At 53.7% G+C, this 23,985-nt stretch carries 25 protein-coding genes; 16 read left to right on the forward strand and 9 right to left on the reverse strand.

The genetic code is table 11. From position 1 onward, the window contains the following. Positions 1–107: 107 nt before the first annotated feature. The 6 genes from glyA (at position 108) to SIB80_RS03410 (ending at position 6,541) form a co-directional block, all read left to right on the forward strand. Positions 108–1,397 (forward strand): serine hydroxymethyltransferase, encoded by a 1,290-nt coding sequence (gene glyA / locus SIB80_RS03385; RefSeq protein ID WP_063420465.1) that lies wholly within the window; start codon positions 108–110, stop codon positions 1,395–1,397. An 88-nt stretch (positions 1,398–1,485) separates the two neighbouring features. After that, a complete protein-coding gene (locus SIB80_RS03390) occupies positions 1,486–2,634 on the forward strand; it encodes an MraY family glycosyltransferase (protein WP_063420464.1) in 1,149 nt (382 codons plus the stop codon). Further along, positions 2,627–3,898 (forward strand): competence/damage-inducible protein A, encoded by a 1,272-nt coding sequence (locus SIB80_RS03395; RefSeq protein ID WP_205909668.1) that lies wholly within the window; start codon positions 2,627–2,629, stop codon positions 3,896–3,898. Before SIB80_RS03390 ends, SIB80_RS03395 begins: the two co-directional genes overlap by 8 nt. A gap of 25 nt (positions 3,899–3,923) precedes the next feature. Then, positions 3,924–5,360, forward strand: a complete 1,437-nt coding sequence (gene leuC, locus SIB80_RS03400) for a 3-isopropylmalate dehydratase large subunit (RefSeq protein WP_063420462.1) — start codon at positions 3,924–3,926, stop codon at positions 5,358–5,360. Beyond that, the gene (locus SIB80_RS03405; protein WP_063420461.1) at positions 5,357–5,989 is read left to right on the forward strand and encodes a 3-isopropylmalate dehydratase small subunit; all 633 of its coding nucleotides are present in this window, start codon (positions 5,357–5,359) and stop codon (positions 5,987–5,989) included. Before leuC ends, SIB80_RS03405 begins: the two co-directional genes overlap by 4 nt. A 96-nt stretch (positions 5,990–6,085) precedes the next feature. Next, positions 6,086–6,541 (forward strand): pentapeptide repeat-containing protein, encoded by a 456-nt coding sequence (locus SIB80_RS03410; protein ID WP_236066141.1) that lies wholly within the window; start codon positions 6,086–6,088, stop codon positions 6,539–6,541. A gap of 9 nt (positions 6,542–6,550) precedes the next feature. Here SIB80_RS03410 and SIB80_RS03415 read toward each other — a convergent pair whose 3' ends face one another. Continuing rightward, positions 6,551–9,784 carry a DUF3769 domain-containing protein gene (locus SIB80_RS03415; protein ID WP_063420459.1) on the reverse strand — a complete coding sequence of 1,078 codons (3,234 nt, stop codon included), beginning with the start codon at positions 9,782–9,784 and terminating at the stop codon, positions 6,551–6,553. 105 nt (positions 9,785–9,889) lie between these two features. After that, on the reverse strand, positions 9,890–10,009 hold the full coding sequence (locus SIB80_RS03420) for a photosystem II reaction center protein I (RefSeq protein WP_074160162.1): 120 nt from the start codon (positions 10,007–10,009) through the stop codon (positions 9,890–9,892). Between the two features lie 63 nt (positions 10,010–10,072). Here SIB80_RS03420 and SIB80_RS03425 point away from each other — a divergent pair, with 63 nt between their 5' ends. Beyond that, positions 10,073–13,099, forward strand: a complete 3,027-nt coding sequence (locus tag SIB80_RS03425) for an alpha-mannosidase (protein ID WP_063420458.1) — start codon at positions 10,073–10,075, stop codon at positions 13,097–13,099. Between the two features lie 8 nt (positions 13,100–13,107). Here SIB80_RS03425 and psbN read toward each other — a convergent pair whose 3' ends face one another. After that, positions 13,108–13,251 carry a photosystem II reaction center protein PsbN gene (gene psbN / locus SIB80_RS03430; RefSeq protein ID WP_011827045.1) on the reverse strand — a complete coding sequence of 48 codons (144 nt, stop codon included), beginning with the start codon at positions 13,249–13,251 and terminating at the stop codon, positions 13,108–13,110. Between the two features lie 87 nt (positions 13,252–13,338). Between psbN and psbH the strand changes: the two genes are divergently transcribed. From psbH to SIB80_RS03450, 4 genes are read left to right on the forward strand one after another with little or no spacing between them, the layout of a single operon-like run. Further along, positions 13,339–13,527 (forward strand): photosystem II reaction center phosphoprotein PsbH, encoded by a 189-nt coding sequence (gene psbH / locus SIB80_RS03435; protein WP_011131204.1) that lies wholly within the window; start codon positions 13,339–13,341, stop codon positions 13,525–13,527. A 34-nt stretch (positions 13,528–13,561) separates the two neighbouring features. Next, a complete protein-coding gene (locus tag SIB80_RS03440) occupies positions 13,562–13,837 on the forward strand; it encodes a TatA/E family twin arginine-targeting protein translocase (RefSeq protein WP_063420457.1) in 276 nt (91 codons plus the stop codon). A 7-nt stretch (positions 13,838–13,844) separates the two neighbouring features. Further along, positions 13,845–14,465: an aminoacyl-tRNA hydrolase gene (gene pth, locus SIB80_RS03445; RefSeq protein WP_063420456.1), complete on the forward strand. Its 621-nt coding sequence runs from the start codon at positions 13,845–13,847 to the stop codon at positions 14,463–14,465. Beyond that, positions 14,465–14,722, forward strand: coding sequence for a DUF3146 family protein (locus SIB80_RS03450; protein ID WP_063420455.1), 258 nt, complete (start codon positions 14,465–14,467; stop codon positions 14,720–14,722). The genes pth and SIB80_RS03450 overlap by 1 nt, the downstream gene beginning before the upstream one ends. On the opposite strand, the gene SIB80_RS03455 is transcribed toward SIB80_RS03450, so the two are convergent. The 4 genes from SIB80_RS03455 to rph form a co-directional block, all read right to left on the reverse strand. Then, positions 14,706–15,137 carry a resolvase gene (locus tag SIB80_RS03455; protein WP_236066140.1) on the reverse strand — a complete coding sequence of 144 codons (432 nt, stop codon included), beginning with the start codon at positions 15,135–15,137 and terminating at the stop codon, positions 14,706–14,708. The two genes, SIB80_RS03450 and SIB80_RS03455, sit on opposite strands and share 17 nt — an antisense overlap. Continuing rightward, entirely contained in the window at positions 15,134–16,339 is a 1,206-nt protein-coding gene (locus SIB80_RS03460; RefSeq protein WP_063420453.1) for a DUF3084 domain-containing protein, read from the reverse strand. The genes SIB80_RS03455 and SIB80_RS03460 overlap by 4 nt, the downstream gene beginning before the upstream one ends. 65 nt (positions 16,340–16,404) lie before the next feature. Further along, positions 16,405–17,139 carry a global nitrogen regulator NtcA gene (gene ntcA, locus SIB80_RS03465; RefSeq protein WP_041384680.1) on the reverse strand — a complete coding sequence of 245 codons (735 nt, stop codon included), beginning with the start codon at positions 17,137–17,139 and terminating at the stop codon, positions 16,405–16,407. 74 nt (positions 17,140–17,213) lie between these two features. Continuing rightward, positions 17,214–17,948, reverse strand: coding sequence for a ribonuclease PH (gene rph / locus SIB80_RS03470; protein ID WP_063420452.1), 735 nt, complete (start codon positions 17,946–17,948; stop codon positions 17,214–17,216). A gap of 141 nt (positions 17,949–18,089) precedes the next feature. Between rph and SIB80_RS03475 the strand changes: the two genes are divergently transcribed. The 4 genes from SIB80_RS03475 (at position 18,090) to SIB80_RS03490 (ending at position 19,984) form a co-directional block, all read left to right on the forward strand. After that, positions 18,090–18,704: a cob(I)yrinic acid a,c-diamide adenosyltransferase gene (locus SIB80_RS03475; protein ID WP_063420830.1), complete on the forward strand. Its 615-nt coding sequence runs from the start codon at positions 18,090–18,092 to the stop codon at positions 18,702–18,704. Then, entirely contained in the window at positions 18,704–19,297 is a 594-nt protein-coding gene (gene dcd, locus SIB80_RS03480) for a dCTP deaminase (RefSeq protein ID WP_011131195.1), read from the forward strand. The genes SIB80_RS03475 and dcd overlap by 1 nt, the downstream gene beginning before the upstream one ends. A gap of 96 nt (positions 19,298–19,393) precedes the next feature. Continuing rightward, positions 19,394–19,567: a hypothetical protein gene (locus tag SIB80_RS03485; RefSeq protein ID WP_155724711.1), complete on the forward strand. Its 174-nt coding sequence runs from the start codon at positions 19,394–19,396 to the stop codon at positions 19,565–19,567. A gap of 27 nt (positions 19,568–19,594) precedes the next feature. Further along, a complete protein-coding gene (locus tag SIB80_RS03490) occupies positions 19,595–19,984 on the forward strand; it encodes a hypothetical protein (protein ID WP_236066138.1) in 390 nt (129 codons plus the stop codon). 593 nt (positions 19,985–20,577) lie between these two features. Here the strand turns inward: SIB80_RS03490 and SIB80_RS03495 are convergent. After that, entirely contained in the window at positions 20,578–21,144 is a 567-nt protein-coding gene (locus tag SIB80_RS03495; protein ID WP_063407294.1) for a thioredoxin family protein, read from the reverse strand. A gap of 116 nt (positions 21,145–21,260) precedes the next feature. On the opposite strand from SIB80_RS03495, the gene SIB80_RS03500 reads away from it, so the two are divergent. After that, positions 21,261–21,755: a hypothetical protein gene (locus tag SIB80_RS03500; RefSeq protein WP_011131192.1), complete on the forward strand. Its 495-nt coding sequence runs from the start codon at positions 21,261–21,263 to the stop codon at positions 21,753–21,755. On the opposite strand, the gene SIB80_RS03505 is transcribed toward SIB80_RS03500, so the two are convergent. Next, positions 21,720–23,879 (reverse strand): lytic transglycosylase domain-containing protein, encoded by a 2,160-nt coding sequence (locus tag SIB80_RS03505; protein ID WP_240951619.1) that lies wholly within the window; start codon positions 23,877–23,879, stop codon positions 21,720–21,722. The two genes, SIB80_RS03500 and SIB80_RS03505, sit on opposite strands and share 36 nt — an antisense overlap. Positions 23,880–23,985: the final 106 nt, after the last annotated feature.

A 23,985-nucleotide genomic window follows, 5' to 3' on the forward strand; every position in this document is an offset into this window, starting at 1 on the left:
GGCAGTTTTTTTTTGCACTTGGGTCCGGCGGCGGTCTTAGGGCTAAGGGCTGTGCTTAAGACGTGTAGAACCATTGCCTACGATCCGAAAACTGTTGGGTTCTGTAAATGACGGATCGCTTCTTGGCTTCTATTAATGCTGCCCTGACGGATTCCGACCCGGCGATTGCAGGCTTGATCGATCAGGAGAGGCAACGTCAGGAGACCCATCTAGAGCTGATAGCCAGTGAGAACTTCACTTCGCAAGCTGTGATGCAGGCTCAGGGTTCTGTGCTCACCAACAAGTACGCCGAAGGTCTTCCCCATAAGCGCTATTACGGCGGTTGTGAGCATGTCGATGCGATTGAGGAGTTGGCGATCGAGCGTGCTCGGCGGCTCTTTGGTGCGGCTTGGGCCAACGTGCAACCTCATAGTGGCGCGCAGGCCAACTTCGCCGTCTTCCTGGCGCTGTTGCAGCCCGGTGACACCATCATGGGGATGGATCTATCTCATGGGGGGCATCTCACTCATGGTTCTCCTGTCAATGTCAGCGGCAAGTGGTTCAAGGTCGTTCATTACGGCGTGGAGCGTGATAGTCAGCAGCTCGACATGGAGGCTGTTCGTCAGCTGGCCCTGAAAGAGCGTCCTCAACTGATCATCTGCGGCTACTCGGCCTATCCCCGCACAATCGATTTTGCTGCTTTTCGCAGCATCGCTGATGAGGTGGGCGCTTACTTGTTGGCGGACATGGCACACATTGCCGGCCTTGTTGCGGCTGGGGTCCATCCGAGTCCTATCGCCCACTGTGATGTGGTGACGACGACCACCCACAAGACATTGCGTGGCCCCAGAGGCGGCTTAATCCTTTGTCGTGATACGGACTTTGGCCGTAAGTTTGACAAGGCAGTGTTTCCTGGCAGTCAGGGCGGCCCTTTGGAACATGTGATCGCAGCCAAGGCTGTGGCCTTAGGAGAAGCTCTTCAGCCAGAGTTCCAGGCTTATAGCTGCCAGGTGGTGGCGAATGCCCAGGTTCTTGCTGGTCGCATTCAGGAGCGCGGGATTGCGGTGGTGAGTGGAGGAACAGATAATCATCTTGTCTTGCTGGATCTGCGCAGCATTGGGATGACCGGGAAGGTTGCTGATTTGCTTGTCAGTGACGTGAACATCACCGCCAATAAGAACACAGTGCCCTTTGATCCTGAGTCGCCTTTTGTGACCAGTGGTCTGCGCTTGGGCACGGCGGCGCTCACAACTCGTGGCTTTGATGATGAGGCATTCCGTGAGGTTGCTGATGTGATTGCAGATCGTTTGCTTAAACCGCAAGATGAATCGATCAAGGCGCAGTGCTTGGAACGGGTGAGACAACTTTGTGGCCGTTTCCCTCTCTACAGGGGTGCCCTCCAGCCAGCGCTTGCTTGACTGGCCCTTCGCTCTGGAATCACAGGTTTGCTCTGCCTAGGATTCATTCCATCGGCCCTTCTTTAGGTCGCTTGCTACAGGAGCGAACTTGACTCTCGCGAGCAGCCCCTTTGCTTTTGCTACGGCGAGCTTTGTGATAGCTGCTGTGCTTACCACTTTGGTTGTCCCACTCGTGCGGGCGCTTGGCCTTCACCTTGGTCTCACTGATCAGCCTGATTCCCGCAAGCAGCACAGCACTCCGATGGTGCGTCTTGGTGGCATCGCCATGGTGCTGGGATTTGGTTTGGCTCTGGCAGTGACATGGGGGCTGGGGGGGTTTGGTTTACTTGCGCCTGCGAAGGATCAGCTGATCTGGTCCACTCTGGCGGGGGCTCTTTGCTTTTTTGTGATTGGCCTGGCAGATGATTTGTTCGTTTTGTCTCCTTGGCCTCGTTTGGCAGGACAGGTGGCCGTTGCGTTTGCGATGTGGACTCAGGGGGTACGCATTGGAACGATTGAGTTCCCCTGGTTGGGGGAAGGCTCTTCTTCTTTAATTGCCTTGCCGGATTTGCTTAGCCTTGCTGCCACGCTGGTGTGGCTTGTGGGTATTACCAATGCCATCAATTGGCTAGATGGTCTTGATGGTCTTGCGGCAGGAGTGGCTGGTATTGCCGCTGTTGGTCTTGTGTCGGTCAGTTTTTCACTTCATCAAGTGGCTGCAGGTTTTCTGGCAGCTGCTTTGGCGGGCTGTTGTCTTGGTTTTCTGCGCCATAACTTCAATCCAGCCCGCATTTTTATGGGTGATGGCGGCTCCTATTTCCTTGGCTTTACCTTGGCAGCAATCAGCATCGTGGGACCAGCCAAGGGACTCACTACCGTCAGTCTGTTGCTGCCACTGTTGATTTTGTCTCTGCCTTTGGCTGATATGTCGGCAGTGATTATGGGGCGTTTGCGGGAAGGCCGTTCTCCCTTTTACCCTGATCGTCGCCATCTTCATCACCGTCTGCTGCGCGCCGGCTTCAGTCATCGCCGAACGGTGTTGTTGATCTACGTGTTTACACAATGGCTAGCAGCATTGGCCCTCGTGGTGGCCAATGCTGAAATGCGTTTTTTGTGGCTGGCTTTAGCGACAGCCATTCTCGTGGCGACAGTCGTGATCAGCCGTCGTCAACGTAGTGCTGAAGGTGTCTTCGTAGACCCTTCTGGCCCCCTTGCAGCTCCTAGTGATCCACGTGTCTATCGCGATGGTCATGGCTGAGGCTTCGGCTAGGCATGGCGTTGAGATCCTTTGCATTGGCACGGAGCTGTTGCTTGGCAACATCCTTAACAGCAATGCTCGTTGGTTAGCTGAGCAGCTGGCTGCTCTGGGGCTCCCTCATTACCGCCAAACTGTTGTAGGAGACAACGTTGAACGTCTCAAAGAATCAGTTTTGGAGGCTGTTGATCGCAGTCGGATTCTGATCACCACTGGTGGCCTAGGACCAACGCCTGATGATCTGACTACTGAAACTTTGGCGGCTGCTTTTGATACTCCGCTTGAGGAACGTCTAGAACTTTGGTTCGAGATTCAGGCCAAGCTCACTGCTGGCGGCAGCATTTCTGCAATCAGTAATCGCAAGCAGGCGTTGTTCCCTCGTGGAGCTGAAATCCTTCCAAATCCTTCCGGCACTGCGCCGGGGATGATCTGGTGTCCTCGGCCGGGGTTCACTGTGCTCACCTTTCCGGGTGTGCCTTCTGAAATGAAGCAGATGTGGTCCCAGACAGCCGTGCCATGGCTGCGTCAGCACGGAGGAGTGGCTGACATCTTTGTGAGTCGGCTATTGCGGTTTACAGGCATTGCTGAATCCACGCTGGCTGAAGAGGTGGCTGATTTGCTTGAGCAGGGCAATCCAACAGTGGCCCCTTATGCCGGCCTGGGAGAGGTGAAACTACGGATCACGGCCCGAGGGGCAACGGTGGAGCAAGCGAGGCAGCTATTGGATCCAGTGGATGCAGAGCTCCGTCATCGCACCGGCTTGTTCTGTTATGGCTCGGATGATGAGAGCTTGGCTTCGGTTGTGCTGGATTTGTTGCGTCAACGAGGTGAGACCGTTGTAGTGGCAGAGTCTTGTACAGGTGGCGGAGTTGGTGCCGCTTTGGCTGCTGTTCCGAGAGCTTCTGAGGTTTTTCTTGGCGGGGTTATTGCTTATAGCAATGCCATTAAGCAAGCCCTACTGGGGATATCCACAGACCTTTTGCATCAGCACGGTGCAGTTTCGGATCCTGTGGTGCGGGCTATGGCTGAAGGCGCGCGTCAACGGCTGGGGGCAGATTGGTCCATTGCGGTCAGCGGTGTGGCAGGCCCTGGCGGTGGTACGCAGGCCAAGCCTGTGGGGTTAGTGCATATCGCAGTAGCTGGACCGCATGGCTGTGATGCAAGCCCTGTGCAGTTCGGTGTTCGTCGTGGAAGGTTGGCAATTCAGGAGTTGAGTGTGGTTCGCAGTCTCGATCGGCTGCGCAGGTTCCTGCTGGATGGGAGCTAAGGTTTTCGGCTACTGCCTCTGAACCTTGAGCTCCGGCACCCTCTACGACAAGGTGTGGGATCTCCATCGGGTGGCTGCACTGCCTGGTGGATCCACTCAGTTATTTGTGGGTTTGCATTTGATCCATGAGGTCACCAGCCCGCAGGCTTTCGCTGCTTTGCAGGACAAGGGTTTGCCGGTGCGGTGCCCTGAGCGCACCGTGGCGACTGTTGATCACATCGTGCCGACGATCAGTCAGAAGCGTCCGTTTGCTGACCCTTTGGCTGAGGAGATGCTCAGCACCTTGGAACGAAACTGTGCCAACTACGGGATTGTTCTTTGCGGCCTTGGCAGTGGTCGCCAGGGCATCGTGCATGTGATAGCTCCTGAGTTGGGGCTGACCCAGCCGGGCATGACTGTGGCTTGTGGTGACTCACACACGTCTACCCATGGGGCGTTTGGCGCCATTGCGTTCGGCATCGGTACCAGCCAGGTGCGGGATGTGCTTGCTAGTCAGAGTCTTGCCATGAACAAGCTCAAGGTGCGCCGGATCTGGGTCGACGGTCAGCTTGGTTGCGGGGTTCATGCCAAGGATTTGATCCTTCATCTGATCCGAAGCCTTGGGGTTAAAGCTGGCGTGGGCTATGCCTATGAGTTCGCCGGACCAGCCATTGATGTGCTCTCCATGGAAGAACGCATGACCCTCTGCAATATGGCGATTGAGGGAGGCGCCCGCTGCGGATATGTCAATCCTGATGGGGTCACTTTTGACTATTTGCAAGGACGGCTTTATGCGCCTACTGGGGAGGCTTGGCATCGGGCAGTGGCTTGGTGGAGGAGCTTGGCCAGTGATCCCAATGCTGTTTTTGATGATGAGGTGACGTTTGATGCGGCCAGTGTTGCGCCCATGGTGACCTGGGGCATCACTCCCGGTCAGGGCATTGCTGTAGACGAATCGGTACCGACTTCTGATTCGCTTGAGCCAAGTGAACGTCCAATCGCCGAGGAAGCTTGTCGCTATATGGATTTGGAGCCGGGAATGGCGATTGAAGGGGTTCCAGTTGATGTTTGTTTTATTGGCAGTTGCACCAATGGTCGTCTGAGTGATTTAAAGGCTGCTGCCGCTATTGCCAAGGGCCGCCATGTAGCAAAAGGGATCAAGGCCTTTGTGGTGCCTGGGTCGGAACAAGTTGCCAGGGCTGCGGAAGCAGAGGGGCTTGATGGTGTTTTTCGGAAGGCTGGATTTGAATGGCGTGAACCAGGCTGTTCCATGTGTCTGGCAATGAATCCTGATCGTCTTGAGGGGCGGCAGATCAGTGCAAGTTCCAGTAACAGGAATTTCAAGGGGCGGCAGGGTTCGTCCCGAGGCCGCACCTTGTTGATGAGTCCCGCAATGGTGGCTGCTGCTGCCATTACCGGCCAGGTCACCGATGTGCGCAAGCTAATCAGCAACACTGTTCCTTCTCAAAGCTTCCACCAATGACGATTGAGGCTATACCTTTCCCTCATGGCCCTATAGACCAGGTTCGGGGCCGGGCCGTGATGTTGCGTGGTGACGACATTGACACGGATCGGATCATCCCAGCCCGGTTTCTTAAATGTGTGAGTTTCGAGGCGCTGGGAGATCAGGTTTTTGAGGATGATCGCTTGGAACTGGGTGGTTCACATCCCTTCGACCTGAAGGTTCATCAGGGTGCTTCGATCTTGGTTGTTAATGATAATTTCGGCTGTGGTTCTAGTCGTGAACATGCACCTCAAGCTTTGATGCGCTGGGGTGTCCGTGCGCTGATTGGACAGAGCTTTGCAGAAATCTTCTATGGCAACTGTCTAGCGCTGGGAATTCCATGTGCAACTGCCGCCTTTGCTCAGATTGATGCCTTGCAGCAGGCGGTAGCAGCGGAACCGTCGCAGAGCTGGGCCTTCAATCTTCAGGCTCAGCAGTTGACGAGTGCTGCGGGTTCATGGGATTTACAGATTGAGTCTGGCCATCGCGAGATGCTGCTTAGCGGACGTTGGGATGCCACATCGCAGTTGGTGGCTCAGGACGCAGCCCTAAAGCGCACGATGGCAGACCTCCCATACCTCAATGATTTTGTGGCGTCTCTGCATTGAATGTTGTTTGTTGAGGACACGGAAGATTGAATTTTTAGTGATTTGCTGCGGCAGATCATTTGCAGCGTGTCTATGAAAAGAGAAAGCGAGCTGGTCATGGTTTCTCTCCGTTACATCTGGACTGTGGTGCTCGTTCTGTTAGCTCCTCCAGCATTTGCAGCGTCAGTGGTGTCGCTCAATGTTGAGCCTTTTACAACACAGATGGAGCAGTTGCACCAATTCGGAGCGTGTAGGAGTTGTGATTTGCGCGGGGCAGACCTCCGTGATGCTCATTTGATTGGTGTAGACCTTCGCGATGCTGATCTGCGGGGTGCTCGTCTTGAGGGAGCGAATCTTGAGGGTGCTGATCTAAGTAGTGCTCGCTTGGATGATGCTCAGCTCAATGGGGCGGTGCTTACGAATACTGAGTTGAGTGGGACAGACTTGCGGCGTGCAGACTTACGTGAGGCTGTGGTGATCAATGCTTACTCGCCAGATGTGCGTACGGAAGGAATGCAGTTTGCCGGTGCTGATTTAACCGGTAGTCATTTGATTTATGGGGGTGCTCCTTGATCAACTGAATTAGAAGAGGTGCTCTTCAAATTGATCGAATTGATTGATGGGTGTATAGGGAACAAAAGGTACGCCAGTGCCGGTGAAGTTGAAATCATTAAGACGGAAACGAAAGCCGCCGATGCCTTTGTAGGGGTTGAAGTAGAAACCGAAGTCATAGGAACGACGTTGCCAGCGCAGTTCGATGTTTGAGTTAATGATGTCACCGTAGTAAATGGAGTCGGGGTCTACATTCATTCCTATGCCTGCACTAAGTAATAAAGGGCCTGCAATTTGTTGGTTGATGCCTATCCCAAATGTCCCTAAGTCAACGGCTTGGTCAAATTCAAATGGGCTTTCGCCTTGTTTTAGAGTTATTCCACCGCTTAGCGAAAGTTGTGTGTAGTCTAGAAAAGGTTTGCTGAATGTTCCTAGTGTAAGGGTTGGCCCAGCGCTAAAAGTGAAGGTGCTTTGACTTGAATTAACTTCACTGCTGTATGCGCTTAATGAGGCTCTTAGATTAGTTCTGAAGTCGAGTCCAGGTACGATTGCTAAAGGGGAATATCGGTAGGCTGCTTCTGGTGTGAGTGCAGCAGGTTTACCGCGCCAAATTGGGTATCTACTATTCCAAGATCCATAGAAGTTGACACGCCATAGATCTGAAAGATTTTCACTAGTAAATGATTCCGCTTGATAATTACCTGCGCCAGCCCTAATGAGGAAGTTGTTTCTTAGTTTACCCCAGCGCCACTTGCCTTGCTTCTCAACTAAAGTTCCATAAGCAGAGTAGATATCTGTTTCTCCCAGTGATCCGTTCCAAGCTTTGTAGCGATAAGCCCCAAAGATATGTGCATCAATATTGCCAACGATGGGAATATCAAACTCATTTTTGAGGTCTACCCAATAACGGCTTCCGTCAGCAATGTTTAGAGGATTAAAGGTACTTATGTCAGCATTAATATCAATGTCCCACCCCCAAGTCTTCCCAGTTATCTCTGCTTCTAGGCCGAATAAGTCAGCAGCTGTAATGGGCTGAGTTGTTTTGCTGCTGTCAATTGAGGTGCCAGGAGCAACGTAGCTGTTGGTCTCTCCGTCGATGGCTCGCTGTAAAAGGAATTGAGGCTGGAGGGAGAGGGTGTAGTTTTTTGTTAGCTCGATAGGTTTTAGATCACGACCAACAAAGAAACCATCTCGATCTTCATTGTCGATGCCAAATACCCAACGGTTCTCAACATCTTCCTGCTTTTTGATGGTTTGGGTTCTGGAGACTGGGATAGGAAAACGCTCCTCTACAATGAGTCGATTCCGGCTGCTTTGTATCACAATATCGCCACTGGGTTCTTCAGTGGCGATAACATCTTCGGCGTCAATACGCGTTTGAGAAGGTGTATAGGGATCATTGGAGAAGCCCATGCGATCTGCTCTCCATCCCTCTGGGCTGATCGTGACCTTGGCGGCTTGAATCCTCCAGCGGCTGATTGATCCTGTGATTAATTTAGTGTTCGATACTCTGTTTAATTGAGAAACTTTGATTCCACCATATGCATTTGTTTCTCTTACTTCCCTTGCTGAGGCCAGATTTCCTCTTTGCAATCCAATGGTAAGGGCTTGTTGGAACTGGATGCTGCTAATACGTTGATCGATCTTGGCAATTGCCTTGGCGCGCAATTCTTCTTGCTCTGCTGGAGAGAGCGTCGATGAATTCGTCTGGGCGAGTCTTTGTCGCGTGGCAACAGCTTGGGGAGGTCTGGTGCCAAGAGGGAGAGCTTCTGCTTGGGCTTTAGGGTCACCCTCTCCAAGGGTGATCGACTCAAGGGTCTCTTGGAGCCCTTGGCGAGTTGTTCGATTAGCACGATCGGGGTCAGGACAACCCAATGGTGGCGGAACGTCAACTTGCTGCGGTGCTGTTTTGTCTTGGCCCCAGCGGTATCTCAAGCCAACAAGGTAAGCATTACTTCCTTCTTTGACACCGCTATAGGTGCCGAAGGCTCCTGAGCGATGGTGAATGCGTCCCACAAGAGAGAGTTGTTGTGAGACTGCGGCTTCAAGCTCAAAGCTCAGATAGTTGAGCAATTTTGCATAGTTTTCGCGGTAGGTCTTCTCATAGTTGCTATAGGCCGTATTGAAGCTGATTCCCTCGATCACGCCAAAACTCAACCACGGTTTTACCCATAGCCGTGCTCCGATACCCAGCACACCTTCACCAAAGCTCTGGGCAGGTGTGTCTGCAAATGGTACTGATTGATTGAATGCTCCACCAGCTTGTTGGTTGGCATGGTGAGCAAAGAGGTCTGCTTCTAGTTCAAGAGCGAAGGGGCCTGCACGAGCGATTCTTTTCTGCAGACCCAGGCCCAGGAGATATTCCTCCCTCATTCGGCCATTGAATAGAAAGGTGTCTCCAAAATTTGAATCAATCATCTGGCCACCCCAAGCCGTTACGGCCCAGGGATGGGGATGCCAATCTGGTATCGGAGGCAGCACAGGTGGACAGGCCATGCCTGGTTGATTGTTTGCGTCTTGTCGAGATGTCTCGGACGATTGCGGTGGCTGATCTAGCTGGACCCATTGATTGTTTTGGGCAAGACTTTGATCCCAGATCGTTGTTGAAGCGGTCTGGTTGCTGATAGCTCCAGCGGTGGTGCTGTTTAATTCAGTGTCTAAAGCAGTGGGGAACCCGAGGCTTTCACTTCCTTGTATTGCTAGGCGCCGTCTTGGCTTTGAGGGGCTTTGTTGGATCTGAGCTGCATCGGGTGAATTGGGGCCAAGGTCGATTGCTGCGCTGTCGAGATCTAGAACGCCATAGACGTCCTCAAGCTCCCCTTCTTTTTGAATCAGGCTGTAGCGCAGGGAACTGGCTTGGAAGTACTGAGATCCCTTGCGGTAATTAACGCTACCCCTGGCATAAAGGGTGTTGAAGTTGCTGTCGAACTCAATGCGGTCTGCATGAAGGACGCCTCCATTGAGAACGGCCTTGACGTTACCTTCAGCGATAAAACGCTCTTGTCGGGCGTCATAGCGTTGGCGGTTAGCCCGAAGGTTGAGCTCTCGGGGAGGTTCGGGAGATTGTTCTGGAAGGCTGGGCTGGCGTTGAAGGACTGTTGATTGCCTCAACTGCCCCCCTGATCTTGCGATGGGAGCTGCTTGGCTGGGCGAGGAGGTGTCTTCTTTGTATGAGTTGCTTGACTGAGAATTTGCCTCAGCAGGGATTACCCCTGTAGCAAGTAAGAGCCCAACAAGAAGGGTTGGGGGACTGTTCGCCGCCAATAGACTTCAGCTGGGGCAGCTGATCTTCCCATAATTGATGGAAGATCTGAGCAGGCCTCAGTCCAGTGTGTTGCGTGACCCGAGAAGTTTCGCTTGCAAAGGCTTTTAGTCTTCGAGATCCTTACGGGCTGGTGTCCTCGAAGGATCGCTGGCCAAGAAGCCGAAGACGAAAACCGCAACGAAGAAGAAGACGACCGAGTAAACGGAGAGCTTGAGGGCGAGCATGGAGAGACCGTTCAGCTTCTAGTACATCGATGACATCTTATGGGGCATAGAGGACACTTAGGGATGCAGGAGCAGCTTCAAGCCCGACGATTGGCGTGGATTGAAACTTTTCGAAGTCGCTCTCGGTGGGATCTCAAGCCAGGTTGGTATCGCGCAGGGGACCGTGATCGGCAGTCTCTGCTTCACGATGATTGGGCTCAAATCCATCGACCCGACTGGGTTTCCAGGGGTTTATTGGTCTGGCCTCGAGGCGGAGTATGGCTGCAATTGCAGCAGGAGATCCTTTGTCCTGAAGACTGGCGACAAGCTCAAGCAAGTTGTTTGCGACTGGTCTTGGGTTGGTGGGCCGATCAGATGCGGCTGTGGGTGGATGGTGTGTTGGTGCATGAGGGGGATCTGTTCGATACCACTTGTCGGTGGAGCCTTCATGAATCGATCCGTTGGGAGCGACCTCTAACACTCTTGCTGGAGTTGAGGAGTCCTATCCATGACGATGGCGCGTTGATCAACAGTGAGTTGGTGCTGGAACCCAGGGCCGGTGCAGTGGATCTAGATCAGGTTCTGCTGCCCGAAGCGCTGGCGCTCTATTTAGAGGTGGGAGAGGTGTTGCCGGAGGATTGGCTTGAGCTGGATCCGCACAGTCAGGAGGCAACCGTGGCTGTCGACCAGCAACTACGCAATGCAGCGCAGCCGCCGGGGCTGATCCATTGGATCGGCCATGCCCATCTTGATTTGGCCTGGCTGTGGTCAGTGGCTGACACTTGGCAGGCGGCAGAGCGCACGTTCCGCTCTGTGCTGCACCTGATGCAGCGATTTCCTGATTTCCATTTCAGCCACTCCTCGCCAGCTCTCTATCAGTGGGTTGAACATCACCGTCCAACTCTTTTTGCTGCGCTTCAGGATGCAAGTCGGGCAGGTCGTTGGGAGCCGATCAATGGCCCTTGGGTCGAGACTGATTGTGTGCTGGTGAGCACTGCTTCGCTTTGGCGACAGTTCACGCTTGGACAGCAGTACAGCCGATCAGCATTCCCGGAGTGGTCCCATCAGTTGGCCTGGCTTCCAGACAGCTTTGGCTTTGCCGCTGGTTTGCCAGCGGTAGCTACCCAGACAGGAATCCGTTGGTTCTGCACCCATAAACTGGCCTGGAATGCCAGTAATCCCTTCCCGCATCGACTGTTTCGTTGGTGCAGTCGTGGCCAGGCTGAGGTGCTAGCGCTGATGCTTCCGCCAATTGGCACTGATGGGAATCCGATGGCCATGCTTCGCGAGCAGCGGTCTTGGCAGGCGTCTACCGCTGTTGAAGAGGCTTTGTGGGTTCCGGGAGTTGGCGACCATGGAGGTGGCCCCACTGCAGAAATGCTAGAGCAGCTGCAGCTTTGGGAGGATCATCCTCAGGCTTTGCCCCAGAGGCCGGGCACAGTAAGGGCTTACCTTGCGACGCTTGAAGCTCATGCTGAGACTTTGCCGGTGTGGCGTGATGAGCTCTATTTGGAGCTTCATCGCGGTTGTGCGACGACCCGTCCCGATCAGAAGCGTCAAAACCGACACCTTGAAAGGCTTTTGAGGGAAGCCGACCTGGCTATAGCTTTGCTGGCTTGCCAGCTTGGCGATAAGGCTGACGTTAGGGCTGACGTTCCTGGAACCTCTGCATCTTCATTGCCAGATTGGCGGCCTTTGCTCTTTCAGCAATTTCACGACATCCTTCCAGGCACATCGATTCCTGAAGTGTTTGAGCAGGCTGAGCCGGTCTGGCGATCGTCATGTCGTGAATCAAGGCGGAGCCGCGACCAGCATCTGCAGCAGCTTTTTCGCAGTGGGGTGTCCTGCTCCGATCGATTCGATCCAGAGTCTTCGGGTGGGTGCTGGGTCTGGATAGGTCTACAGCCACTACACCGTTGGTCGCCTGTGCTGAGATTGCCACGAGATCAATGGGGCAGCGCCGGTAGGCAGCTTCCATGCCAACAGGCCAAGGGAGGCGGAACCTGGGTGCAGTTGCCTGTGCAGCAAGGGTTGGCAGCAGTTCCGCTTCAGCGTTGTGTCAGTAAGGCCTTAGATGTTGTTGATGGCTTACCTGTTCGTGGGGCTGTGCAGATTCAGCCCCTTGATCAAGGCGGTTGGCGGATTGGTAATGGCCTTTTGCAAGCTGATTTTGGTGCCGAAGGCTTGCAGCAACTTTGGGATCGGAACGGGACACCTCAGTTCGCAGGACCTCTGATCTGGGGGCTTTTTCGCGATCGTGGCGAATTTTGGGACGCCTGGGATCTGGCGGCAGATTATCGCCAGCATCCATTGGCTCTGAACTGGAATGGTTCGATGGAGCTGGTGGAGCGCGGACCTCTTGTAGCGCGCTTGGTCTTGCGAGGTTGGGCTGGGAGCAGTGCTCTGCGCCTTGATGTGCAGCTGAGAGCTGATTGCCCCTGGCTCGAGCTGCGTCTAGGCGTGGATTGGCGTCAAAGTCATGAGCTACTGCGTTTGGAGGTTCCCCTGGCTTGCACAGCGGTGAGATGGGCGGCGGATACCAGCGGTGGAGTCATTGAACGGCCTGCTGACGCTATGACGGCTAGGGAAAAAGCACGTTGGGAGGTCCCTGTGATCTCCTGGTTGGCGAGCGAGTCGGCGGCGCCGGGTGGTGGCCTTGCGGTGTTATTGGATGGACCTCAAGGCGTTCGGGTGTGCCCAGACAGGCTTGGTGTTTCTCTGCTTAGAGGGGCTACCTGGCCAGATCCCTCGGCTGATCGGGGTTGGCATCGTCAGCGATTAGCACTGATGCCTGTTCCCAATGGTTGGAGTCGGGAGGCTGTGCCTCAGGCAGCGTTGGCTTTTCGAGAGCCGGGCTGGCTGGGGCCTTCTGATCTCAAGGTGTCATGGTCAGGATTGCCGTCGCTGCCTTCAAAGCTGGTTCCATTGGCTGTGACGTATGCCGAAGTAAGGCAGCTGAAGCTCAGCGTGCTTAATGCCGGTGCAACACGCCAGTCTTGGGCCGTAGGGAAGACTTGGCGGGTTGGTAGCGCTCACGAGTCCTGTCTCGGCGAAGCGGTAGAGCTGAAGCCTGGAGAGTTGGCTGAACTATTGCTTGAGCGTGTCGATTGATGTGATCGTTAGTCTTCGTGTTCTTCAAAGGGGTCTTCGAGTTCTTTTGAGGGAGGACCAAAAGCTGTGTAGAGCCCGTATCCGGTCAGCCCGAAGGTGATGGTGACCATGGCAATGAGCAGGGAGTAGGTCTCGGAGGAGGAGTTTTCCATCACATCTCTCGACAGGATTAGTCCGTATGCGGACTATGACCATTACAGTAGGCATGCTTAATCACCATCCGAGACCGAAGCTCCGTTATGGCTCAAAGCACCCGTCTGGGAAATCTGATCAAATCTCTACCCGGCTACGCCCCTGGCAAGGTAGTGCCAGGTTGGGGAACTACCCCAGTGATGGCTGGGATTGGCTTCATGTTGCTAATTTTCCTGGTGACCATCTTGCAGATCTACAACCAGTCGCTTCTTCTCCAAAGCATCAGCTTTGAATAGATTGTCCTCGGCTCTGCTGGGCTGAGGCTCGCCTATGAATGTGTTCGGCATCGGTCTCCCCGAGATGGCGGTTATCGGCGCCATAGCCCTGCTTGTCTTTGGACCTAAACGACTTCCAGAGTTTGGTCGCACCCTTGGTAAAACCTTGAAAGGTTTTCAGGCAGCCTCAAAGGAATTCGAGCGTGAGATTCATAAAACGATGGCAGAACCTGAGTCCATCGAACAGGCTGCGACGGAAGGGTCCATACAGCAAGACACCAATGCAATAAGTGAAACCCCTCGGGAGGCTAAAAACCCTCCCGCCAGCTGAGAGTTGTATGAGGCCGGGTCGTTTACGTCTATTGGTAGGCCTAGGCAATCCAGGCTCAAAGTATGTCGGTACCCGTCACAACATCGGCTTCATGGCCCTCGATAAGTTCGCTGCGCAGAAGTCAGTCAGTTTCAGGCCGCAAACAAAGTTCCATGGACTGATGGCGGAAGTGGCGGTTGGCTCAGAGAGGGTTCGAATGCTGATGCCTCAAACTTATATGAATGAAAGCGGTCGGGCGATTCGTGCAGCCATCGATTGGTTTGGCTTGGAGGTTGATCAGTTGCTGGTGCTTGTAGATGACATGGATTTGTCTTTGGGTCGACTGCGGCTTCGCGCCCAGGGAAGTGCAGGAGGTCACAATGGTTTGCGCAGCGCGATTCAACATCTGGGGACTCAGGATTTTTGTCGTCTGCGGATCGGGATCGGTGCTCCAGGTTGTACCTCTGAGGAACGAAGAGCTCGAACCGTCTCGCATGTGCTCGGGGTGTTTAGTCGGCAGGAGAGCTTCCTAGTCGATCAAGTGCTTGATGAGGTGCTGATGGGTTTGGATCTGATTCAGTGCCTTGGGTTGGAACGGGCAGGTAATCGTCTCAATGCTTTTCAACCGGAGGGTTGTTCTGCCTGCTGATGAGTCATTTGCCTGTCACCACGGCTCGCCTCTGTGTACACCGCCAAAGCTTTGCCGACCAACGCTTGGATGGGGAGGTTTCCGCTGGGGGGTTTCAGTGGCAGTTCAGCTGGGCTTTCGATCGGGGTGAACTGAAAGTGGAACCCTCTCTTGGGCGAGCACTGATTGAGGATGCTTTACTGCGATTCCTCGTTAAGGCTGACTACCGCCTTGAGCCTGGTGGGGATTATATGTTCACTGTTAGGGCCCGATTCTGAAGTTGGGTGGTCCGGGCCAAAGGAGTTGTTGCCCGAGGTGGTCTTCAAGCAACACCATTGCGGCTATGGCGTCCAGATGATGGGGAGGCAGGATCATTCCTCGGGGTAGCCAGCGGCGCCAGTTGCTTGGGGGCCATAGCTCCCAATAGCGATGGCGGGCGCGCAGTGTGCTCCCACGTTCTTCGACCACATGCAAGGGGGCAATGTGCAGTAGAAGGTTTTGCCAGTATTCACTGCTGGTGCCGTTGCCGATCAAGATGCCTTCTAAGGGTGCTTGGTTTTGCCAATGCATGATGAGGTCGAGCACAGCGGCTGCGGCCACCACTTTCCCCTCCAGCACAGCACTTGTTGCTGTATCGGCAAGAACTAATCCACATTTATTGCGACCAGGATCTATGGCCACAAGCTTTGTCATGGTTTGTCTTCGGGAATCTTTGTCCAAGGACCACCCACGGGCTGCAGGACAACTGCTACTGGATCGGCTGTATCGCTGTTGCGGAGTGCCACGGCTTCTAGCTCAATCCGCTCTTGAGAACGGTTCAGTAATGCCTTGCCGAGCCGGTTCATCTCACTGCCATCGAACTGCAGTCCTGAACTGAGGGATCCGCGTCTTTTTACCTCTGCCAGAGTTGATGCAAGCAGGAGGCTAAGTCGGTTGCGCACGGTTTCGCTGCTCTTCTCGTTTTGGTCAAGAGTCGTTCGTGCGAGAACTTCGCCTTGTCGGACGATGTTGATATTTGGGCGAGCATCCGGGAAGGCATATACCACGTTCTCACCACGCAACACGTTTGCGGCAGAGCGCACATAGACCACCCAGGTGCCTGGCTTTCGGATGATCTGTTCGATGCGGTTGATATCGGTGCGTGGCACGAGCAGGATCTGTCGATTGGCTTCTTCACCGGGACGTACGCGTCGAAAAGCCTCCAGGTTTGCTTCCTGAAGTAGGCGGTCGATGACGGCTTTCGCCTGGCTGGGGTTATCGAGCCGCAGGGTGGCTGCAGCAAGTTGCTGCCCACTGCTCAGCACAACATCCCCTCGACGTAAGGCAATGAGGTTGGTCTCGAGCTGCTTCAGTTCTTTTTCAGCCGCGCTAATCCTGCTGCGAACATTGGCTAGTTCAACTTCCGTTCGGCGGATGTCGGCATCTTTTTTGGAAATGTCGCGACTGAGACGAGCTCGTTCCGCCTCGAGCTGTTGCCTTTGTTTTTGTAGTGGTGCGAGTTCGTTGCGAAGGGCAGTAGCTCGCTTTTTGGCTTCCTTCAGTTCATTCTGAACCTGATTGCTGTCCGACCTGGCCTGCTTGAGATCAAGCTCGGCATTGAACTGGGCCGACCGACTTGAATTGAGGGCATCACGACTTTGTTGGAGTTTGGCCTGAAGGTCATCCAGTTCAAAAAGTCCTACTCGCAGTTGTCGACTGACCAGCAGCATCAGTCCTAGGGACAGGGCGCTAATCAGGCTGCCAGTGAGAACGGTGATGAAGACGGCTGTCCTTCGCGGTCTGAGATTGAACAGGCTCAGCCTTGCTTTGCCTACACGGCTGCCAAGTCGATCGCCGAGGGTGGAGAGCACACCACCGAGGACGAGTAGGGAGAGGATCAGCAGCCAGCCGGTCACGAAAATGGGCGGGTGGGATCAGGAATAGTGTCAACCCGTTTCACCATCCTGGACTGGGACGGGGATCAGTTGAATTTTTTAGCAAGGGCAATCGGATCAAGAACGGTGATTTTCTTGCGATCGATTTGCACTAGACCTGAATTGCGCAGGTCTCCCAACAGGCGAGTAATGGTGACGCGAGTCGAGCCGATTGCTTCAGCGATGGACTGATGTGAGAGGCGTAGGTCAATGGTGATTCCTTGTTCCCCTGGAACCCCGAAATCCCGGCAGAGGACTAGCAGGAAACTCACAAGCCTTGATGACATGTCGCGGTGAGTGAGGGTCTCGATCATGGTCTCGGTTTGCAAGATCCGACTTGAGAGACCCTGCAGCAGAAGTAACCCCACGCTGGTGTCGTTTTCGATCGCTTGGCGAACTGAGGTGGCTGGCGCTGTGATCATTTCCACTCGGGTGAAGGCTACGGAGTGATAAAAACGGTCCGAGCGATGGCCTGTGAGTAGAGAGAGCACTCCAAATAGGCTGTTTTCACGCAGCAATGCCACGGTGATCTCTTCACCAGATTCATAGACCCGAGATAGCCGAACGGCGCCGCGTCGAATGAGATAAACCTTTTCGGCAGGATCGCCAGGAAAGAAGATGGTTTTGGAGCGCTCCACCATTTCGTTGCTGGCGCCATCCAGTTCACGGATGACTTCCAGCAGGGTTTTCTGGGGTGGAGCAGGCGAGTTGGCCATACTTCCTGACCCTTGAACATAGGGTTGCTGGGCGTAACGGCTGAAGCCGCGGATGACGCCGGCCATGGCTGCGCAGCAAACGGCAGAAATATGAAGTTAGGGAGTGGACCTCCACCACCATGTAGCAATGGTGACGGTTTTTAGTCTTCTTGCATTAATGCCGAACGTTGGAAGGCTTGTAGATGTTGCAGGCCGGGTTCTGCCAGATTCAGCAAGTCGTTGAGTTGATTCCTGCTGAATGGAGCCCCTTCAGCGGTGCCCTGCAGCTCCAATAGGTGCCCATTGGAGCCCATTACCACGTTTAGATCCACATCAGCCCTGGAGTCTTCGCTGTAGTCGAGGTCGAGAAGGGGATAACTCTCCACTAAACCAACGGATACTGCAGCAACTTGCTCGATGACGGGTTGATGCGTGAGCAGCCCTTGTTCTAGCAAGCGATCGCAGCCTCGTTTTAAGGCAATCCAAGCGCCGGTGATGGAGGCTGTACGTGTGCCGGCATCGGCCTGAATGACGTCACAATCAATTCGCAGGGTGGTTTCCCCAAGAGCGGCCATGTCGATCACGGCGCGCAGGCTGCGGCCAATGAGGCGTTGAATTTCTTGAGTGCGTCCGGAAAGCTTGAGCAGTTCACGGTTCTGTCTTTGCGGTGTAGACCCAGGCAGAAGGCGGTACTCGGCGCTGAGCCAGCCTTTGCCTTGGCCTTTGCGCCAGCGGGGTACACCTTCTTCAACGCAAACACTGCAGAGCACTGCGGTGCGACCAGTGCGGATGATTAACGAACTGAGGGCAAAGCCCATTGGATCCCATGTGATCTGAAGGGGCCGCATCACGTCAGCAAGGCGGCCGTCAGCACGTGGCTGGGGGGATGTGAGCATCGTGCTGTTGGTGGTTGAGATGAACTGAGCCTGGCAGAAACAGGTGCTTTTACACCATGGATAGTGTCAAGAGCCTTGTTAAGCAGCTTCCCACCGCTACATTTGATTTCTGCTGGTTTTGTCGGGGCGATTGAGACTTTTATGACTGCCAGCCTGAGCCCTAGTCATCGCTCCGTGGATCCGTGCATGACGGACCATCGCTCGCAGGAGAGTGATGGGAGTCGGTCTTTGGCAGTAGTTGCTGATAGGCGTTTGCTGCATCTGGTAGCTCCTGAAGGGCAGCTTCAGGTTTATACAGCCCCCTATCGAGGCAGTTTTTCTGTTGTCTTGAGTCAGGCGTTAAGAGCGGCTGGGCTGGGAAGTCGTGTGTTGGTGGCTCAGTTCCTCAAGGGAGGAGTAGACCAAGGCCCAGATGGGCGTGTGCGCCTATGTGGGCGACTTGAGTGGCTGCGCCCGGCGGTTCCTGGCTGTCTATCTGAGCCTGCTTCAACGCTTGCCCTTGACTCCAGCGCGCCTGAGGCCGTGGAGGCCATTTGGCATGAATGTCGGGATCGCATCTTGGCGAGTGATTTGGATCAAATGGTGTTGGATGAGGTTGGTCTGGCGATTGCTCTTGGTTATCTCGATGAAGCTGATGTGTTATCAACTCTGGAACAGCGCCCCGGGTCGATGGATGTCATCTTGACTGGCTCAGTCATGCCATCGATCCTGATGGCAATGGCTGATCAGGTCACTGAGTTGCGTCGTGGTTTCTAATGCTTAAAAACGATCGTTGGATCACCGAACAGGCCGCAGCAGGGATGCTTGAACCCTTTCAAGCCGGACTGATTCGACATCTTGATCCTGAGCAGCATCAACGGCCTGTACTGAGCTTTGGCTGTTCTTCCTTTGGTTATGACCTAAGGCTCTCTGCGAAGGAGTTTTTGATCTTTCGCCATGTACCAGGCACGGTGATGAATCCGAAGCGATTTAATCCTGCAAATCTCGAATCCACCCCTTTGCATCAGGACGAGGATGGCGAGTATTTCATCCTGCCGGCTCATTCTTATGGTCTCGGTGTGGCGCTGGAGAAGATGAAGGTCCCATCAAATATCACTGTCATTTGCCTAGGTAAGAGTACCTATGCTCGCCTTGGTATCATCGTTAATACGACTCCCGCCGAAGCCAGTTGGGAAGGGCATCTCACGCTTGAATTCAGCAATAGTTCTGGAGCTGATTGCCGTATCTATGCCAATGAAGGCATTTGTCAGCTTCTTTTCTTCGAGGGTGATCCCTGCGATACCACCTACAGCGATCGCCAGGGTAAATATCAACATCAGCCAGAACGCGTCACTCTCGCCAGGATTTGAACGAAAAAGATCTGTTGAATGCATGTCTGCTCTCAACAGATCTTTTTGATTTTGTAGACATTGATAGAGTGAAGCTACTGATCTCATCCCCCACGTATGTCAGACAAGCAGCCAAAATCCGCACCTCCTGAGGTGGAGGTGAATACCTCAGGTGATTATCTTGGTGGATGGGGACAGTTTGGCAACTCTTTTGTCTTTTGGGTGAGTGCTGTCGTTCTCGCTGCTTGTGTAGGAGTTTTGGCGTTCAGTATTAGCCTGCTTCAAGGTTAAAGATGAGATTTTTTGCAACTTAATTCCATGATACGGACTTCTTTGCTGTTCAGGTTTTCTGCGGGCTTTGAAATTCTTGGTGGGATTTTTGCTCTTGTTCTGCCTGTTAAGTTTTGTTCACTACTTTTTGGTTATACGCTAGTCACTGAACTGGTAGGTATTGCAAGATTATTTGCATTGGCAATCATTGCTCTTGGCTGGGCGTGCTGGGAAGTTTCAAGTCATGCGCCGATGCAAAACCCGAGAAGATCTCTTTGTTGTTATAATATTGCTGTTGGCCTTTTGTTAGCGTCTATTGGTGTGAGCCAAGATTTAATTGGTGTTTTTTTGTGGCCAGGAGTATTTATTCATCTTGCAATAGGGATTTTGCTTTTGCCTGGCCTTAGAAAACAGAGATTTTCTAGCCAAGGGAATTGATGCTATTGATTTGGTTAAATGCCTAAATAGTTTATTCGCAAATTAGGCCTAGATATAAGAAGAATTTAGCTAGACAAGCAAACCTGCGATTGTTTAGAGATGGGGATATTTGGCCTAATCAGCTTTTAGGGCTAAGTTCAACAAGGTGTCTAAAGATCGCCTCAGCTGTTTAACTTATTGACCTTTCCTGCTGGCTTGCCGCATTCAGTCACTGTCTGCGAAGCAGAGCTGTCAAGCGGGAGTGTCTCTTGTGAGATTGGTGTTACTTCCAGTGAGAAACTGGGGTCGGCTAGCTAGGGAGCAGTGGTCATTTGTCTAGCCTATTGGAGAGAATTTGCTCGCGATAAAACTACCGATAAGGAATAAGAAAGCACTTTAAATGCTTCGCTGGAGTAAGATTTATTTTCGCGTTATGGTCGATAGGCTGCTTGCGATACATTGTTCTAGCCTTATGCGACTAGAGCTTTAGTCGCTGGACAATATTGATATTTTGCTTGATCTGTTCAGTCGATATAATTATATTAGTGGATAGTTTAAGAGCTTCTGCGATAGCTCGTCATGTTATCGATATTTGCTTATTGACTGCTTTTAGATTAGCCATGGCTCATTGGCCCAATAGCCTCTAAATCGTTTTGCTTGTCTGTTCGTTCTTGTGATGCATTCAGGTTGCTGATAGCGCCTACACCGGCGAACTTGGGTAGTGGTTGGTTTTGAATCAGAGCGTCAGTTAATTGCTGTAGTTGTTCTTGAGTGCGTGCACCCAGTGAGAGACCCTGCAGTTTGCCTTTGTTATCGAAGAAGTTCAGCTGGGGAATGCCGTTGACGTCGTAGCGATCGACAAGGTCTTGCCAGCGGGGGTTGTCGACGTTTACCAGCACAACGTCGAGCTGGTTTTCCCTTTCACGTTCCGTTGTGAGCATGGCTGGGGCCATTTCACGACAGGCTTGACACCAATCAGCATAAAATTCGATCACGGTCGGTCGACCATTGGTGAGTGCGACATCTGGGTCGAGGGAGCGCCGTGCCAGTTGCTCGAGCGGTGCCTCAGCATTGAGGCCGCCCCGCAGCAGGAAAAGAACGACTGCTAATCCCAATGCTGTGAATAGCAGGATCAACCTTTGGCCTTGGCCGAGAGTGGAAGACGGGGAACTTCCGGTCATGATGGGCAAGATTCTCGATGCACTTTGGCAGGTCTGTTTTGTTGTTGTTGCTCGCTTCAATGGGCTAACTGTTCAGAAGTGAAGCGTCTTTTCACCATTCGTTGAGGCTGAGGCTGATGCTGCGTCTCCTCGTTGTGCCATTTCGTGCCCCCTCGTTGCTGTTGCTCTTTGGGGTGGCGGTCGTTATGGGCAACCATTGGTCGTTGCTTCAGTCTGAGCAGATAGACAGCCTCGGTATTGATGTTGAGCTCTTCTGGGTTGTTGAGCTCCTTCAGGCGGTCGTGTTGGTCGTGATTTGCACGATGCCGGATCTGATCTTGCGTCAGGTTTCCTTGCTGATGGCTGCCAGTCGTGCAATCAGTTTGCTGGTGGTTTTGTTGTTGGTGATCACCGCTGGCCTGTACCTACTGCACCTGAGCCTGCTTGCGGATGTTCTCATCCTTGCTTCTGCGATATTGCTTGCGCGCTTGGATCTCACTCGCATTCGTGTGGTTCCACCACCGGTTGTGATGGCGATTGCTCTGGGGTTGATTTTGCTTGGCGGGATATGGATTGGCCAGCAGATCTCTATGCCTTTACATCTCAGTCTCGCAAAGCTTTTTGCTGGATAGGCCTAAATAGCTCCAGAGGTTGCCGAGAACCTTTTTTGTATACAGGCGTGTCTCTGGGTAAGGGATTCGTTCTACCCAGAGCTCAGGGTCCGCAGCCAGTTCTGGGGTTAGCCAGTCGGCTACTGCAGCAGGCCCTGCGTTGTAACTGCCCACTGCCAGCCATGGATTGCCTTGCCATTGCTTCAGCAGCATTGCTAGGTAACGGGCCCCAAGTTCAATATTGGTTTCAGGAGTGGACAGCACTTGCTTGTTCAGAGGGCTATCGCTGAGTTCTGCCGCTGTTTCCGGCATCAGTTGCATCAGCCCTATTGCGCCTACTGGAGACTCCACGCCTGGCGAGAAGCGTGATTCTTGCTTTGCTATGGCCAGCAATAGTTCAGCTCGGACGTCACTGCGGTGACTCGCTTTTTTGATCTCAGGCCAAAAGCGATATGGATGTTGGCTGTGATGGAGCAGTTGGCGTGTGTGGCAGTCCTCTCCTACGAGTCGCAGGCTTGTTCGCCAGAGCTGACTTAGCCCCGTCCAGTTATCGCCGACGGCCATCCTTAGCCGCCCTTCCACCATCCTGGTGTTGGGATCATGTTGTGCGCGATCGACTTCAACCCTCAGAGTCCGCCACGTTTCCCAGGCCTCCATTGCGAGACCAAGTCGCCAGAGTTCGTCTACAAGCTTTTCTCCACTGCCTAGTGGGGTCCAGGATGGGAGTTCAGGGTTCGAAATTGATACGGGTTGCCCTTGCAGTGCAGGAAGACCAGCTCGACCAAGGCGTGCCTGGGCGCGCCAGGTGTAGTACCCATTGGGATGGGATCGGAGCAGCTTTTTCCAGATCTGGGTGGCCTCTCGATTGCGACTCTGTTTGGAGGCAGTGAATCCGATCCAGAACTGTTGCCTAGCGGCGAGGGGCTCCGGCAATTTTTGGGTTGGGATGCTTTCGAGAATCGATTGGGCCTTGTTCCATTGCTCTTTCAGCAGAGCGTCTCGGCTCAGATCCCATTGCAGTTGCCAGCTAGCAGGACTATCAGGCCAGCGTTGAAACACCTCGTCTGCTTGGATCCCATTTTCGAGGCGTACGCGGGCTGCCGCCACGCTGGGGGAACGATCAGCAAGGGCAGGCGGCAAGGACTTCAGCAGAGTCGCCTTCGGATGAAGAGGTTCACTGAGGAGGCTCACCGCTTCAAGGCTTTCAGCAGCCTCTGGATTGTCTTGAGCCAGCTTCAAGAGCAGAGATTCGCCCTGGAGTTGTTCCTCCTTATTGCCTCGGAGCAGTGTCTGGCCAATGGCTAGGGCTGCTGCAGGATCAGGAGGTTGTTCTTGTAGGCAGCTCAGGGCTGTTCTGCCGTCGCCTAGTTGTGCAAGACCAAGGGCTAGTTCTTGTCGCTCTTGGTTTGAATGTCCGTTCCTTGCCGGAGCGCTGCAGGCGCTGCGTAGGACTTCTGCGGCACCTGGCCAGAAGACCCCCCAACGCGTTAGATGAATGGCTCTTTGATGGCGACTGTTGCTGGTATCCAGTTCAATTGCGCTGGCTAGTGCCGCTGGATGAGCAGGATGTTGCTGAAGGAGTTGCTGACGCAGTTCAGGGTTATGGCGCCCGAGGCTGTAATACGCATCAGCCGCCGTCGTCGTGTTTGGAAAACGTTTCAGCAGGCTTTGCCAAAGATGATTGGCCTTTGATTTTTCCCCAAGACGCTCGGCTGTTTGGGCTTGCAGCTTGAGGGCAACGGCTGCTAAGGGGCTGTTCCCCCAGCCTTGGCCGGCCAACAGCCTCTGATGCCTAAGGGTTGATCCTTTTGTCTTGCTCACGAGCAGCAATGAGGCATCTCGGCGTTGCTGGGGATCGATTGACCAGCGATAGGCCTGCCAGAGCTCTGTTTGCGACATCCTTGGCGTAAGTCGCTTGAGCTGTGGTTTTAAAAGGGCTTGCCCAGCGAGGCTTGCCGCCAAGCTGAGTAGGGCTGTACCTCCGAGTAGAGGGAATCCGCGACAGGGGCTCGCGATCACGCCAGAGCAGAAACTGTTGGCATTCTGTGGTGATGAAGTCCAGTTGTGTGATGCAGTCTTCGAAAGGATTGATGCCGCTTGCTCAGGCTCACCTCTCTGAGTGTGCACCCGTTGCGGAAGCGGCATGATTCGTTGAGGGATTGTGCTGGCTTTGGCCCATGCCGTTGCGGCCTTGATGGATTGTGGCTTTGGTTGTGGTTTGAAGCGTGCCTGAACCCGTCACTTTGCTCTG

This window comes from Prochlorococcus sp. MIT 1327, from assembly GCF_047304785.1.
GTDB classification, from domain to species: Bacteria; Cyanobacteriota; Cyanobacteriia; order PCC-6307; family Cyanobiaceae; genus Prochlorococcus; species Prochlorococcus marinus_D.